The 14,392-nt window shown below is 40.8% G+C and carries 14 protein-coding genes; 10 read left to right on the top strand and 4 right to left on the bottom strand.

Going from position 1 to position 14,392, the window contains the following annotated elements:
• Window positions 1-207: 207 nt before the first annotated feature.
• The 7 genes from WAE57_RS02790 (at window position 208) to WAE57_RS02820 (ending at window position 5,390) form a co-directional block, all read left to right on the top strand.
• Window positions 208-1,131 (top strand): acyltransferase, encoded by a 924-nt coding sequence (locus WAE57_RS02790; protein WP_337708010.1) that lies wholly within the window; start codon window positions 208-210, stop codon window positions 1,129-1,131.
• An 18-nt stretch (window positions 1,132-1,149) separates the two neighbouring features.
• Window positions 1,150-2,202: a preprotein translocase subunit SecA gene (locus tag WAE57_RS02795; RefSeq protein ID WP_337708012.1), complete on the top strand. Its 1,053-nt coding sequence runs from the start codon at window positions 1,150-1,152 to the stop codon at window positions 2,200-2,202.
• A 122-nt stretch (window positions 2,203-2,324) separates the two neighbouring features.
• A complete protein-coding gene (gene minC / locus WAE57_RS02800) occupies window positions 2,325-3,056 on the top strand; it encodes a septum site-determining protein MinC (RefSeq protein ID WP_337708014.1) in 732 nt (243 codons plus the stop codon).
• A gap of 66 nt (window positions 3,057-3,122) precedes the next feature.
• Window positions 3,123-3,935, top strand: coding sequence for a septum site-determining protein MinD (gene minD / locus WAE57_RS02805; RefSeq protein WP_086175179.1), 813 nt, complete (start codon window positions 3,123-3,125; stop codon window positions 3,933-3,935).
• 3 nt (window positions 3,936-3,938) lie between these two features.
• Window positions 3,939-4,211 carry a cell division topological specificity factor MinE gene (gene minE, locus WAE57_RS02810; protein WP_237786611.1) on the top strand — a complete coding sequence of 91 codons (273 nt, stop codon included), beginning with the start codon at window positions 3,939-3,941 and terminating at the stop codon, window positions 4,209-4,211.
• Between the two features lie 131 nt (window positions 4,212-4,342).
• Complete coding sequence (locus tag WAE57_RS02815; protein ID WP_337708017.1) at window positions 4,343-4,630, top strand: PA4642 family protein; 288 nt, start codon at window positions 4,343-4,345, stop codon at window positions 4,628-4,630.
• Between the two features lie 79 nt (window positions 4,631-4,709).
• Window positions 4,710-5,390 (top strand): hypothetical protein, encoded by a 681-nt coding sequence (locus tag WAE57_RS02820; RefSeq protein WP_337708019.1) that lies wholly within the window; start codon window positions 4,710-4,712, stop codon window positions 5,388-5,390.
• 73 nt (window positions 5,391-5,463) lie between these two features.
• On the opposite strand, the gene WAE57_RS02825 is transcribed toward WAE57_RS02820, so the two are convergent.
• Together WAE57_RS02825 and WAE57_RS02830 are read right to left on the bottom strand one after the other, a co-directional pair.
• A complete protein-coding gene (locus tag WAE57_RS02825) occupies window positions 5,464-6,369 on the bottom strand; it encodes an AEC family transporter (RefSeq protein WP_337708054.1) in 906 nt (301 codons plus the stop codon).
• Between the two features lie 148 nt (window positions 6,370-6,517).
• A complete protein-coding gene (locus WAE57_RS02830; RefSeq protein ID WP_337708021.1) occupies window positions 6,518-9,589 on the bottom strand; it encodes a DNA translocase FtsK 4TM domain-containing protein in 3,072 nt (1,023 codons plus the stop codon).
• Window positions 9,590-9,876: 287 nt separating this feature from the next.
• On the opposite strand from WAE57_RS02830, the gene trxB reads away from it, so the two are divergent.
• The 3 genes from trxB to WAE57_RS02845 all read left to right on the top strand — a co-directional run bounded on the left by trxB (window position 9,877) and on the right by WAE57_RS02845 (window position 12,517).
• A complete protein-coding gene (trxB, locus tag WAE57_RS02835) occupies window positions 9,877-10,833 on the top strand; it encodes a thioredoxin-disulfide reductase (protein ID WP_337708023.1) in 957 nt (318 codons plus the stop codon).
• A gap of 115 nt (window positions 10,834-10,948) precedes the next feature.
• Entirely contained in the window at window positions 10,949-11,680 is a 732-nt protein-coding gene (aat, locus tag WAE57_RS02840) for a leucyl/phenylalanyl-tRNA--protein transferase (RefSeq protein ID WP_337708025.1), read from the top strand.
• Between the two features lie 21 nt (window positions 11,681-11,701).
• Complete coding sequence (locus WAE57_RS02845) at window positions 11,702-12,517, top strand: arginyltransferase (protein ID WP_337708027.1); 816 nt, start codon at window positions 11,702-11,704, stop codon at window positions 12,515-12,517.
• Between the two features lie 8 nt (window positions 12,518-12,525).
• On the opposite strand, the gene rimI is transcribed toward WAE57_RS02845, so the two are convergent.
• Both rimI and WAE57_RS02855 read right to left on the bottom strand, forming a co-directional pair.
• The gene (gene rimI, locus WAE57_RS02850) at window positions 12,526-12,987 is read right to left on the bottom strand and encodes a ribosomal protein S18-alanine N-acetyltransferase (RefSeq protein ID WP_337708029.1); all 462 of its coding nucleotides are present in this window, start codon (window positions 12,985-12,987) and stop codon (window positions 12,526-12,528) included.
• Window positions 12,988-13,093: 106 nt separating this feature from the next.
• Window positions 13,094-13,975 (bottom strand): metal-dependent hydrolase, encoded by an 882-nt coding sequence (locus tag WAE57_RS02855; protein WP_337708031.1) that lies wholly within the window; start codon window positions 13,973-13,975, stop codon window positions 13,094-13,096.
• Window positions 13,976-14,392: the final 417 nt, after the last annotated feature.

Here is a 14,392-nt window from a genome sequence, read left to right on the forward strand (position 1 = left end):
ATTAAAAAAAATGGGCATACCATTGATTTTTTGTAAATAATCCAATCATTAGTTACATTTTGTAATATTTTATATGAGTGTGAAGAATAACTTAAGCACAATTTCTTCATAGTTGTACGAATAGACTTTTTTATTTCAAATTCTGCAATTATATTAAATACTGAAAAAAAACATTTAATGATTTTCTTTTTAGGGCCGTTTTTTATTATGTCATCTCAAAATACCAAGCAACCGATATTAAAAAAAATATCTCGCGGGCTTACTGTCGGATCGGTGATTACCGGAAGTACTTTTTTTCATGGTCCACCTGTACTTGCCTTGGGATTGACTAAACTGATTAAAAAATCACGTAAAGTAGATGAAACCAACATTCAGATTACCAACAGCTGGCTCAGTGTCAATAATTGGCTGATTGACCATGTATTGCCCAACTTAAAGTGGGATATCAGTATTGAGGAAGGTTTAGATCTCAGTATGCAAGGTCGTTACTTGATGACCTGCAACCATCAAAGTTGGGTAGATACTACGGTAAATCAATATTTTGGTTTAACCCGCATGCCCCTGACCCGTTTCTTTACCAAGTGGGAACTGATCTTTATTCCTTTCGTGGGACAAGCCTTTAAAATTTTAGGTTTCCCGATGATGAAACGTCATAGCAAGGAACAGATTGCCAAAAATCCGGAATTGAAAACCCGTGACATGGAAGAATCGCGTAAAGCCTGTGAACAGCTGCTGAGTCAACCTTTTACCTTGCTAAACTATCTAGAAGGCACGCGCTTTACCCCAGAAAAACACGACCAACAGAAGTCACCTTATAAGCATTTATTAAAACCTAAAGCAGGCGGTTTAGCTTTAGCCTTAAATATTTTAGGCGACAAAATTGATGCCCTGGTCGATATGACCATTGTTTATCCGGATGGTGCACCCGGTTATGGCGATTTCTGGCTAGGTGAGGTCAATCGCATTGCGGTGAATTTGCGTAAAATTGAAATTCCAAGCTGGGTATTAGACGGTAATTATGAAGATGATGCCGAATATCGTGAAAAATTCCAGCAATGGGTTCATGAGCTGTGGACTGAAAAAGACCAACTGATTGAACGCATGCAGCAAGACTTGGCTTCAAAAGCTTAAAAATACGCAAGGAAAAAAATGAAGCAAAATGACCAGATCACACCTCCGACCTTTTCTTTTGTAAAAAAAGGCACTTGGGGATGGAAAGTTGCACTGGGCTATGACATTTTCATGATGGTTCTGATCATCATCAATTTAATCTGCTTAAGTGGCAATGCACTCCTGATGAGTGATTTTGGTGGCTGGCTATTTAACTTCATTCATCTTCCGGAACTGTTGCAGTTTTACCGTACCGCATTACGCCCTTGGGTCATCATTACCGAAAGCTGGTTTACCAGTTTTCTGGTGATTGAATTGCTGGTCCGCTGGGCCATTGCGATCCTTGGACAACATCATAAGCGCTGGTTTTTCTTCCCCTTTATTCACTGGTATGAAATTCTATCGATTATTCCGCAACTGCGTTTCTTACGCCTATTACGTGCCGGTTCCATTGCCTACAACCTGCATCAGCATGGTTATAAAGTCATTCCATCCAGTTGGTATCAACGGGCGAACTTTTATTACCATCTGGTATTAGAGGAACTTACCAGCCGTATTGTGATTACGGTTTTAGACAGCATAAAACATGAACTATCCACCAGTACCACACATAAAAAACTGATTGAAGATCTGGTTGCCCACCACCGTGAAATGTTTGCCACTGCCCTGGCGGATATTTTGCAAGAATCTTTAGGCAAAGAGCTGCAAGCGCAAAAAATCATGATTGCCGAAAATGTCGGTGATATTGTCAATCGCGCCATTGAAGATACGCCTGAACTGACCCAGTTGTTACGCCTGATTCCAATTGTGGGTAGCCGCATAGAGCAACAGATCCAGAGTATTGGCCAACGCTTGGGAGAAAATATCACTCTGGGACTGATTGAACCTTTTGCACACGATCATAAAAATGAAAAAAATCTGGCATATTTAGAAATTTCAAATAAAATCAGCCAAATACAATTTGAAAATAATACGCATGTGGAAAAACTGGTTGAGTCGGCAGTTTTTGAAAGTTTAGAAGCCATTCACCAGCAAGTGAAAATAAAACAATGGCAACAAATTCTGGAACAGCATGATCAAGTTAAAGAATGAACATAAGATTTAAAATATTGAAATCGCTGCTAGAGAAAAGCTGCAATTTGTTCTAGGATTTGCTCTATTTACAACATAACTTCGACATAAAATGAATGAGTCAGAAGTCTTAAGGAATAATTATGGCTGATATACGGATTACAGGCAGAATGGTTAATTTTACCCGATTAACCTTTGACACCAATGATCACAACGCAATCCGCCAGCAATTGACTCAAATGCTTCAAGAAACTGCTTCTCATGGCACGCTGGTCATTATTGACAGTACTGTAGAACAAGAATTGATTGCACTGATTCAGCTATTGATCAGTCTGGATTTACAGCCTCTGGGTGTGATTGACGGTATTCTTTCCGCTGAAGCCCGTGCAATTCAATTTCCTGTTCTGCCAGCAGACAATAAACCCTTACAACGCATTAAAGCCACGAAAGAACAAGTGGTTGAGAGCAAACCTGAAACTGACTCCACCCAAACCCCAGATGCTGAAGAAGTGGTAGCAAAACCGGCTCGGGTTATCAGTCATGTGACTTCTTATCACGATGAAATTTTGCGCACTGGCCAATGTCTGGTACAGGATCATGGCGATATTATTCTCAATGCCGGTATTAATAGCGGTTCTGAAGTTATTGCTTCAGGAAATATACATATTTATGGTAGCGCACGTGGTAGAGTCATCGCCGGCGCAGGCGGGAACGGTGCCGCACGTATTTTCTGCCATTCTCTGGAAGCAGAATTGGTATCAATTGCAGGTACATATTGTGTGGCGGATGACATTCCCCCGCATGTCCTGAAGAAGGCTGTCCATATTTACTTGAATGATCATCAAGAACTTGTCTTTGAAGTTCTCGAATTTTAATGTATAAATAAACACCAAAAGCCCCATATTTAAAAAGGGGTTTGAACCATAACAGGAGTGGATTCGGTGGCGAAAATTGTTGTCGTAACATCAGGCAAAGGTGGTGTAGGTAAAACTACGACTAGTGCATCTTTTGCAACAGGTTTAGCCCTTCGCGGTCACAAAACTGTTGTGATCGATTTTGACGTGGGTTTACGTAACCTAGATTTAATTATGGGTTGTGAACGTCGCGTTGTTTATGATTTTGTGAATGTATTGAATAACGAAGCGCGTCTTCAACAAGCGCTCATTCGTGATAAAGATATTGAAAACCTATATATTTTGCCTGCTTCACAAACCCGTGATAAAGATGCCTTGACCGATGAAGGTGTTGCACGTGTAATGGATGAACTTTCGCAAGAATTCGATTACATTATTTGTGACTCGCCTGCGGGGATCGAACGTGGTGCAATCATGGCGATGTATCATGCAGATGAAGCAATCATTGTGACCAATCCGGAAATTTCTTCTGTACGTGACTCTGACCGTATTATTGGAATGCTCGACAGCAAAACCAAAAAAGTAGAACAAAACGAAGGTCGTATCCGTAAACATTTGTGTATTACACGCTTCAATCCAGAACGTGCTGATAAACAGGAAATGTTAACGATTGACGATATTTCTAAAGATATTTTACGTGTACCTACACTAGGTGTTATTCCTGAGTGTCCAAGCGTATTGCAAGCATCAAATGAAGGTAAACCTGTGATTCTGTTTACTGAAGAGTCAGCTGGTCAGGCTTATGATGACCTTGTCGCGCGCTTCCTGGGTGAAGAACGTCCTTACCGTCACATCGCGGTAAAACCTAAGGGCTGGTTAGCACGATTATTTGGAGCGTAACAAATGGCAGGATTCTGGAGTAAATTATTCAGCAACGAGGATAAACCTTCAAGCGCACAAACTGCTAAAGACCGCTTAAAAGTAATTGTTGCTTCTGAACAAGGTTTAGGTAAACGCTTAAGCCAGGACAAAATTGACCTCATGAAAAAAGAAATCATGCAAGTGGTTAACCGTTATGTCCGCGGTGTTGATGAACAACATATTCAAATGTCGGTACGTTCTGAAGCCAATATTGAAATGTTAGAGATGAATATCAATTTGCCTGAAGAGCGATAATCTGAATTTTGATTAGTCAAGCAAATTGAATCAAGGCAAAATATGCGGCAGTTTAGGAAAAGCATTGCTTTTTCCCTGCCGTAAAATATTTTGCCTTTTTTATTTTTAATCAGTATATCAAGGAGATTGCGATGGCATTATCTCAGCCAGCAACGTTCAATGAAGAATGGTCAGATGAGCGTGTATTTGCCTACTTAACCCAGCTTCCTCCTGCAGGTGTAAATGCTGATTTTCACGTGCTTTATCATGCATTCAAACATATGCGTCCCAATGATTATGAGCGTTTATTGACTCAATTTGTTGCCGATGGCCGAGATGTCAATGCAACCAATCCTGAAGGTCAACGCATTCATGACGTGATTACACAGTACCCGCGTCAAAGCGAAGGCTTCCTGGACGTTCTTGCCAAGTTTGCTTAATGCAGTCGATTTAATTAAAAAGCCTGCTTGTTGCAGGCTTTTTATTTCCTTACCTCAATCCAAATTTAAGAATCACAACATGTTAGATGCTTATCAAAAACTATTTGAGCTTATCGATAAAGAAACATTCTTTAAAAAAAGTATAGAAAATATTATTTATATTGAAGATTCAAAAATCGAATCAAAATGGGAAATGTTGAAAAAAGATTTACTCAATAATGATCCTATGACAATTCGTAGCTATGGTCGTAATGGACGTAATTCCAAACTCTTTCAAGAACTTTATAGGGTTCTCTTTAATCATCATTCTATTCATATTGACAAAACGAATAATCAAACCCCAACAAAATTGCTTAAGGACTTAACACCGTATTGCAAGAAAACTACTCGTTTAAATGGGCCAAAACTCAGAATTATGAATTACCAAGTTTCACATTTATTTGGTCGTACAAAGAATCCTCTATTATTTACTTCTCCTTGGAATATTGCTTATATACCAAAGTATTTAGATCCATTTACAGGACACGAATCTCAAGGCGACTCAAGTACCGAATTTAAAAAAATATTTAATGAACTGCTAGTTAAAAAATTTGAAATATACCTTCAAGACTATAATAGCTTTATTGAAGAACATATTTTAGGGAATCAAAAATTAGAGAAAGCGATCCAATCAGTAAAACTAAATTTAGATATTGACGATAAAACTTTTAGAGCATTTGAGAATGATGCACGAATACAATTGAGTAAAATTGAACTATAACTTTATTCCCCCCTTGAATAAAAAAAGCATGACATTCGTCAGGCTTTTTTTATGACAAAATTATATCGGTATATTAAGAAAGCAATATCATCAATACAGGAAAAGTCACTGCAAAGCATAGCATTTGCAAACTAATCACTCCCGCCATCAGTTGGCTATCGCCATTAAAATAGCGCGTTAAAATATAGGATGCCGATGCCGTTGGCAAAGCAAAGAACACCACCAAAATAATCTTTTCAAACTGATTCAAATTCAGCACATAACAAATCAAATAAGCCAAACTTGGCATGACGATTAAACGCCCTAAAGTATTCAACAATAATCTTGAATAATCATGTTTAAGTTCTGCAAACTGCAAAGCTGCTCCGACACAAATCAGTCCCAATGGCAGACTCATACTGGCTAAAATTTTAAACAGTTGTTCCACCCCAGAAAACAATGAAAGTTGCAGAAAATTAAATATAATTCCAACCACACAGCCCAAAATTAACGGATTTTTTATCAAAGAAAATAGAATCTGGGTAGGTTTTAAACCCTGCCCTTGTGAAAAAGCCAGCACTGAAATCACATTCACCAAAGGAATTGCCAGTGCAATCATCATGGCAAACATTTGCATGCCTTGAGCGCCAAACAGCAAGGACATAATGGATAAACCAATATAGGTATTAAAGCGAATTTGGCTTTGTACATACACGCCAAAACGCGCGATCGGGATATGAAAAAACAGCCTCGCCACCCACAGCGTGAGAGCACTTATTATTATGATGATAAATAGGGACAATAACACCTGAGTAATCGTTGCAAGTTCCAACTTGATATAAGCAAGATTATTAAAAAGTAATACCGGAAATAAAATCAAATAATTCAGTTTTTCCGCGCCACGCCAAAATTCATCCGATAAAAACTGTGTCCGTTTAAAGATATACCCCATGGCAATTAAAATAATTAATGGAAACAAAGCCATCACAACATTCATTATTTACCCTTCATCCCTAAATTTTATTTCCACTGCATGATGTGAATCATCTTTATCATTTTCAATGAATATTCATGTAACGTTAAAAGTATAACTTTTTAACTCCAAGAAAAAGGCCTGCATAAGCAGGCCTTGATCTCAGTATGAACATTTAGACTAAAATGTCACGTTTACCGTTGGCACCCATGCCACTGACAATCCCATTTTCTTCCATCTGGTCAATGATACGTGCAGCACGATTATAACCGAGGCTAAATTTACGCTGTAACGACGAGGTTGAAGCCTTACGTGTTTCCAGAACAAAGGACACACATTGGTCATATAACGCATCGCGGTCTGAGCCGCCATCACCATCTTCAAAGCCACGCGAAGTGGGTTCTTCATCATAAGGTGTCAGGATTTCATCCACGTAGTTAGGCTCACCACGTTCGCGCCAAGCATCACAGATATTGTTTACTTCATCATCGGAAATAAATGCGCCATGCACACGTTCAGGCTCAATCTTGCCAGGCCCAAGGAACAGCATATCACCATGACCCAACAGGTCTTCTGCCCCGCCTGCATCCAAAATGGTACGCGAGTCAATTTTACTGTTAACCCGTAAAGCCACACGGGTTGGAATATTGGCTTTAATCAAACCGGTAATCACATCTACCGATGGACGTTGGGTCGCAAGCAACAAGTGAATACCGGCAGCACGTGATTTTTGTGCTAAACGGGTAATCATTTCTTCAGCTTTTTTACCCACCTGCATAATCATGTCGGCAAATTCGTCAGCCACAATCACAATGGATGGTAAAGGCGTTAAACGTGGTGCACGCTCTCCTACCACTGAATCGCTGGCTTTCCAGGTTGGATCAATCAGGTCCTCACCATTGGCTATAGCTTCTTCGACCTTGCGGTTATAGTCACTGAGTTTACGAATCTTTAAATAAGACATCAGCTTATAGCGGCGTTCCATTTCATTTACACACCAGTTCAATGCATTGACTGCATCTTTCATGTCTGTCACGACTGGGGTAAGCAAATGTGGAATATCATTATAATTGGCCAGTTCCAGCTGTTTCGGGTCAATTAAGATTAAACGCAATTGATCGGGAGTATATTTCAACAGCATCGATAGAATCATTGAGTTTACCGCAACCGATTTACCTGAACCAGTTGTACCTGCAACCAGCATATGCGGTGCTTTACCCAAATCTGCAATCACGGGATTCCCCGAAATATCCTTACCCATTGCCATAGAGAGAATACTGTTTGGATCGGTAAAAGCAGGAATGGTCAATAACTCGATCAGACGCACCATTTCACGAGCACTATTCGGTACTTCAATGCCGATATAGGGCTTGCCCGGAATAACCTCAACCACACGTACCGATGCCATCGACATCGAACGGGCCAAATCTCGGGAAATGTTAGTCACCTTTGATGCTTTCACACCCGGCGCCAAATCAAGTTCAAAACGAGTCACCACAGGCCCCGGTTGTGCTTCAACCACTTGCGCTTTGACATTAAATTCTTGCAGCTTAATTTCAAGTAACTCGGATAAACGTGCCAGCTGTTCAGCAGTGAAATTCACTTTCTTGTTAGGATCCACCTTATCCAGCAGTTCCAGTCCGGGTAAAGTAGGTAAGTCACGGCGTTTTTGTACCACTTGCATGGCACGTGACATCGGTCGTCCCATGGCATCGGTTAAAGGCGCATCCAGATCAAAATCATCTTCATCAAGCTCAACTTCAGCAACTGGCTTGCCTGCTGTTTCCTGCCAAACTTCACGGAATACATCTTTATTTGACGCGATCAACGCCTTTTCATCGTCTGAAATGCTGGGTTGTTGCTGCAACTGGCTATTAATTTCTGCACGTACAAATGCCGAGGATTGGGCATAACTGCTGGTGCTACGTACTGGTGCAGCAGGCTCAATGTCCTCTACCAATAACTCATCTACCAGCAAATCATCCAGCTCGTCAAACTCGTCATCCAACGCAGTATTTTTGGGTGTAGTGTTGAGCAGCGGTGATGCAGCCATACTCGCAGATGCCGCCGTCACGATCTTTTCTTCAGGGATGCTTACTACAGCAGGTTCCGGATCGACATAATTAAATGGGGTATGCACATCCGTGGCGATTTTTCCACTCGGCACAGCGGCAAGCAATTCATCAAAAATTTCATCATCATCCCAATCCAGATTTTGTTTAGCCGTCTGGGGAGTCGATGTTGGTGGCTGCTCATCAACAAATGCCTGAAAATGTTCATGCGGTGTCTGTTTTTCAGACTCTTCAGCCGCTTTGAGCAAGGCATCAATATCTTGATTATGGTTCTGATTGTCATCTGAGTTGAGTGCACGCCAGACTTCACCTGTTGCCACTACACGCTGGGTATTCTGTTCCAGACGATGGGCTTTTTCTAAAACCTGTTCGAATTCTGCCTCGTCTTGATCATCCACCAACTGTTGCTGCGCATATAGTTCTTTTTCAACCATATCATCAAACAGGCGTTCTGCTGCCGGATCACGAACGATAGGCGACAATTCTACTTGTTTATGTTCGGAGACCGGGCTGAGTTTTTCTGCAGCTGGTTTTAGTTTGCTACCGACAAGTGATTTTTTAACTTCAGGCGTGGTGCGATCAAATGCAGACTCGGTTTCAGGCACATTCTTATAAAATAAGTCTTGTAAATAAGCAGGTGTTGCTTTGAGTGTGTCCCAGGTTTTGTTCCACTTCACGCCAAACGCGAATGTGAATAAAACGAACCAGAACAGTAGCAGAAAAATGGTTGCACCATAAATGGTTAAAATTTGCGAAAGGCTTTGCCCCAATTCATAACCAATAATACCGCCAGATGAATTATCTAGGGTATCTGCTGGCACTTGCCAGTACAGATACAGCAAACTTGCTGTCGCGAGCAAAATAAAGAATTGTGCAGCATAGCGAAATGGCTTATTTAGAAAACTATAAGGCCACCATACCTGAATGGCTTCCACGAATAGAAAAATCGGGATGAGCAAGCTGGCCCAGCCTAGAAAACCGAACAGCAAATCTGCGATCCACGCCCCTGCAACTCCGCTGGCATTTGATACCTGCTGGGTATCACTGGAAATGTGCATCCAGCCCGGATCAAAAGGCGTATAGGTCACTGTTGCAAGGAATAAATAAATTCCAAATGAGACTAAAAATAATGTCTTTATTAAGCGCTGTGCATAAACACTCGACACCGCAGTCATATACTGTCCTGTAACCAATTTTTCATTCATGTTTTTTGTAAGAAACTAAGACAAAATAGTTTCACAATAAACTCGGTATTATGCACCTCTTAAAAGAAAAAAGATGCAATATTATGTAGTGGCTGCTGCTAACAAATCCGCTGGATTGAGTATCTAGTACAGCGCCGTTGTTGTATATAGCTCAAATCGATTTGAATGATCAATAATATCGACATCGAACTCACACAACTGTTATAGAGTTTCACGTATAATTCCACAAATTTCTAAATAAAAAAAGGATGCTGCGAATGAGCGCTCGTCACTCACGCTTGATTATTCTAGGTTCAGGCCCTGCGGGTTATAGCGCAGCAGTTTATGCTGCACGTGCCAACTTGAAGCCAACCCTGATTGCCGGTTTACAGCTCGGTGGTCAATTGACCACCACAACTGAAGTTGATAACTGGCCAGGTGATCCGGAAGGTCTAACCGGCCCTGCCCTGATGGAACGTATGCAAGCGCATGCGGAACGTTTTGGCACCGACATTGTCTATGACCATATCAACGAAGTTGATTTAAGCATTCGCCCATTTGTGCTGAAAGGCGATATGGAAGAGTTCACCTGTGATGCTTTAATCATTGCAACTGGTGCAACAGCTCAGTACTTAGGTCTTGAATCCGAAGCTGCATTCATGGGCCAAGGCGTAAGTGCATGTGCAACCTGTGATGGTTTCTTCTACAAAAACCAGAAAGTCATGGTTGTGGGTGGTGGTAACACAGCGGTTGAAGAAGCACTGTATCTTTCCAATATTGCTTCGCATGTGACTCTGGTTCACCGTCGTGATTCATTACGTTCAGAAAAAATCTTGCAAGATCATCTGTTCGAAAAAGAGAAAGAAGGCAAAATCAGCATCATCTGGAATCACCAGGTCGATGAAGTTCTGGGTGACAGCAAGTCAGGTGTAACTTCAGTTCGTCTGCAGTCTACTCAAGATGGCTCTAAACAAGATGTAGAAGTTACTGGCTTATTTGTTGCCATTGGTCATAAACCCAATAGCAGCATGTTCGAAGGTCAATTGAACCTGCGTGATGGTTATATTCAAGTACAAAGCGGTACTGCAGGTAATGCCACTGCTGCCTCTGTAGCGGGTGTATTTGCTGCGGGTGATATTGCTGACAGTGTTTACCGTCAAGCCATTACTTCGGCAGGTTCAGGCTGTATGGCTGCACTGGATGCTGAAAAATATCTTGATGCTTTAGGTGACTAATTGCAATAAATCCATTTCTTGCAATAAAAACCGTCCTATCTAGGGCGGTTTTTTTTGTATGATAAAAATACCCAACTTTTCATTACCGGTTATTTTCCAGTTCAGGCTAAATCCTATGCATACATTAGCACCTTCAGAATTTATTTTTCCCGATCCCATCGAAGCTGATCCCGATCAGCAAGGGCTGATCTGCATAGGTGCTGACCTCTCCCCCTCCACACTTTTTGAAGCCTATACCCATGGTCTGTTTCCCTGGTTTTCTGAAGGTGAGCCGATCTGCTGGTGGTGTCCGGAGCCACGCTGCATTATCCGTCCACAGGATTATCATCCCAGCAAATCCTTAATTCGCAACATGAAAAAGTTTGATTATAAAATTACAATCAACCAGGCCTTTGAACGGGTGATCCTCTCTTGTGCTCTGCCGCGTAGTTATGCTGAAGATACCTGGATTTCTGAAGACATTATTGATGGATACTGCCAGTTATTTGAAGCCGGTTATGGCTATAGTATTGAAGTATGGGATGCAGGCAAAGTGGTGGGCGGTTTATATGGCGTGACCATTGGACATGGCTGTTTTGGTGAGTCGATGTTTAGCACGCAAACCGATGTCTCAAAAATGGCATTTTATACGTTAATGCTGATCGGACAGGAAAATCATCTGCCCTGGATTGACTGCCAATTGGTCAATGATCATCTTTTAAGTCTAGGTGCCTGTACACTTTCTCGTCAGGTATATCTTAATTCGTTACAAGATATTGTAAAACAGCCTGCTATCGATTGGAAAAAATATCAAGAGGGTGTATTTTCAAGTAAAACAATAGCGCAAAAAGCGCGATTAATTGAATGAAAATAACAGAGGGATCTTGCCATGAATTCGTATCACCCAAAGTCCCTGCTCAATGATTTACAGTATTACATTACGCCGCCGCATAGCTGTAGTTATCTGGAACAGAAATCAGCACGGATGGTCTTTTTAGATCCTGCACATCGCATTGATGTAGTCAGCCTGTCTGAACTTTCACGTCTGGGATTTCGTCGCAGTGGCGATTTTGTTTATCGCCCTGAATGCCACCTCTGCCGCCAGTGTTTGTCTTGCCGGGTGCCTGTTTCTGACTTCCAGATGAACAGTTCGCAAAAAAAAGCCTGGAAACGCAATCAGGATTTGACTGTTAAAATTACCCGTACAGCAGATGCTACCTCAGTTCATTATGCATTGTATGAACGCTATATTTTCGAGCGCCATGCAGATGGTGATATGTTTCCCCCTAGCGTCGATCAATTTGAAAAATTTTTGGTGCATAGCTGTACCGACAGTTTTTTTCTTGAATTCTGGAAAGATGACCAGCTGATTTGCGTTTCAAGCTGTGACCCTTTGGATGATGGAGTTTCTGCGGTTTATACTTTTTTTGATCCCGATGAGAATCGACGTTCACTCGGGGTATTTGCTGTACTCAAACAGATTGAACATGCCAAAGCTTTAGCTTTGCCTTATGTCTATTTGGGCTATTGGGTTCCGCACTCCGATAAAATGAACTATAAATCGCAATATGTGCCTTTGGAACTGTTGATTGATGGACAATGGCGACGTTTAAACCGTTTGCTGAATCAGGAAGAAATTCAGCAATTGGGCAATTCCCTCATGACGACTCTGCCCTCAGGATGGAATAACCCAATTATTAAATAATGTTGTACTTATGATTTAAAAAGCTGGGCAAAATCATCACTACAAGATTTCACCATAATAATGGCATGCTCGCGCGAACCATCGGCTTTGGGATAATAATTTTTGCGTAAATCGATTTGATGAAAACCGGATTTTTCATACAAAGCTATGGCAGCCTGATTACTTTCTCGTACTTCCAGAAATATTTGTAGCGGACTATTCTTCAGCTGGGCAATTGAGGCTTCAAGCAGTTGATAACCTAAACCTTTACCCTGCTGACTGGGATGAATAGCCATCAGTAATAAATTGGCTTCATCCAGAACCGGTTGCAAGATACAAAAACCGACCACCTGTCCTTGTTGTTCAATCACGGTACTGTGATAAGAATCAATTGATTCTTCAAACTGCTTTACTGTCCACGGATGGCTTTGTACTAATTTTTCAATGTTTGCGACTGTTTGCACATCCGCATGCTGCATCAAACGAATCATCTTCGTTCATCTTTTAAATAACAGAAACTTCGCATTATATGAAGTTTGCATAAAAAATCGAGTAAAAAAATGGGCAATCGAAATTGCTCAAGGAGCCAAACTGCTTTTAAAAACCTAATTTGTCTTTCCAGGTTGCTAACAAACTGACTGTATCTAAATCATTAGGATGAAAACCCGGTCTAAAATAGGCCAGCATTTCCTTGCCCATACCAGTGATAATGCCTTTAGATGGACTATAGGCATAGCTATAAATATCTTTTAACGATTCAAGATTAAACTGTTTATCTTCATTTAATAAACGTGCCAAAAAATAAGATTGGGTGATGAATAAAATGACCATAGCCAGTGTTAATGAACCGGTACGTAATGCATAGGCTTTTATGCCGTGCCCAAAAACGCCTTCAAAAACATCATAAGCCACAGCTTTGTGTTCATTTTCTTCTATTGCATGCCATGCCCACAGGGTTGCCATGGTCTTGTCTGTCATCAAGTCTTGAATATGCTGGTTACGCAGAAGTTCAGAAGCGATGGTGGCAGTAAAATGTTCCAGTGCAGTCGTGGCGGTTAAATCTACCATTTCCTGAGTAATTCCACATGGTTTAGCCACTTTTGCAAATACTTTACGTGCTGCTTGAATGACAGTATCAGTCTTCGCATCCAAGGTTGCAACATCATGCCCATATTTTTGTGCAGAAGCATTAAAGCCTACATGCTCTTGAGTATGCATGGCTTCTTGCCCAATAAAAGCACTAATTTCTTTTTGTAATGCCTGATTGTCTTTAATCGCTGGATGATTGCGAACAGCACGCACACTATCAATAAAGAACTTTTCACCGGCTGGAAATAATGCAGAAAGTGCAGTCATAAAATGGGTCAAGCCTGCTGAACCATCCATCCAATATTCAGGAACATTTCCAAAATCAAAATTCATCCGGCGAACTGGAAAACTTGCACCTGCACGATTACTAATATTGACCTTTGCATTCATGATGCTTTACTCCTATCTAGCAAAGAAATTGCTAAATTCACTTTTGTTTTTCTTAATTGTTATATTACGTGTTTAAAAATTGGCTATAAGTGCAGATAAGGTCAGGAAAATATCAGTTAAGGACATGAGGAGAAAAAATAATGATAAGTGAAATTATTTTTTTGACGCAAGGAAATAAAGCACTGCTTTATTTCGACGCAAAAGAAATGAATAATAACAATGCTTTTTCGACGTAAGAGAAAAGACCAATAAGTGAAATTATTTTTTCGATGCAAGGGAATAAAACACTGTTTTATTTCGACGCAAAAGTAAATTGCGATAGCGAGATCACTTTATAAGCTAAGCAATCGAGATACAAAAATCCTCACGCATAAAAAAAGCGCCCCAAAGGGACGCTTTTTTTTCACACAATCAGCG

It is taken from the genome of Acinetobacter sp. NS-4 (assembly GCF_037402435.1).
GTDB lineage: Bacteria > Pseudomonadota > Gammaproteobacteria > Pseudomonadales > Moraxellaceae > Acinetobacter.

What these genes read in the sequence shown, in the direction of transcription:
- WAE57_RS02815 (WP_337708017.1), top strand. Translation starts at nt 4,343, where the DNA reads ATGGCATTATCTCAGCCAGCAACGTTCAATGAAGAATGGTCAGATGAG.
- rimI (WP_337708029.1), bottom strand. Translation starts at nt 12,987, where the DNA reads ATGATTCGTTTGATGCAGCATGCGGATGTGCAAACAGTCGCAAACATT.
- WAE57_RS02830 (WP_337708021.1), bottom strand. Translation starts at nt 9,589, where the DNA reads ATGACTGCGGTGTCGAGTGTTTATGCACAGCGCTTAATAAAGACATTA.
- trxB (WP_337708023.1), top strand. Translation starts at nt 9,877, where the DNA reads ATGAGCGCTCGTCACTCACGCTTGATTATTCTAGGTTCAGGCCCTGCG.
- WAE57_RS02845 (WP_337708027.1), top strand. Translation starts at nt 11,702, where the DNA reads ATGAATTCGTATCACCCAAAGTCCCTGCTCAATGATTTACAGTATTAC.
- minE (WP_237786611.1), top strand. Translation starts at nt 3,939, where the DNA reads ATGGCAGGATTCTGGAGTAAATTATTCAGCAACGAGGATAAACCTTCA.
- minC (WP_337708014.1), top strand. Translation starts at nt 2,325, where the DNA reads ATGGCTGATATACGGATTACAGGCAGAATGGTTAATTTTACCCGATTA.
- WAE57_RS02820 (WP_337708019.1), top strand. Translation starts at nt 4,710, where the DNA reads ATGTTAGATGCTTATCAAAAACTATTTGAGCTTATCGATAAAGAAACA.
- aat (WP_337708025.1), top strand. Translation starts at nt 10,949, where the DNA reads ATGCATACATTAGCACCTTCAGAATTTATTTTTCCCGATCCCATCGAA.
- WAE57_RS02790 (WP_337708010.1), top strand. Translation starts at nt 208, where the DNA reads ATGTCATCTCAAAATACCAAGCAACCGATATTAAAAAAAATATCTCGC.
- WAE57_RS02795 (WP_337708012.1), top strand. Translation starts at nt 1,150, where the DNA reads ATGAAGCAAAATGACCAGATCACACCTCCGACCTTTTCTTTTGTAAAA.
- WAE57_RS02855 (WP_337708031.1), bottom strand. Translation starts at nt 13,975, where the DNA reads ATGAATGCAAAGGTCAATATTAGTAATCGTGCAGGTGCAAGTTTTCCA.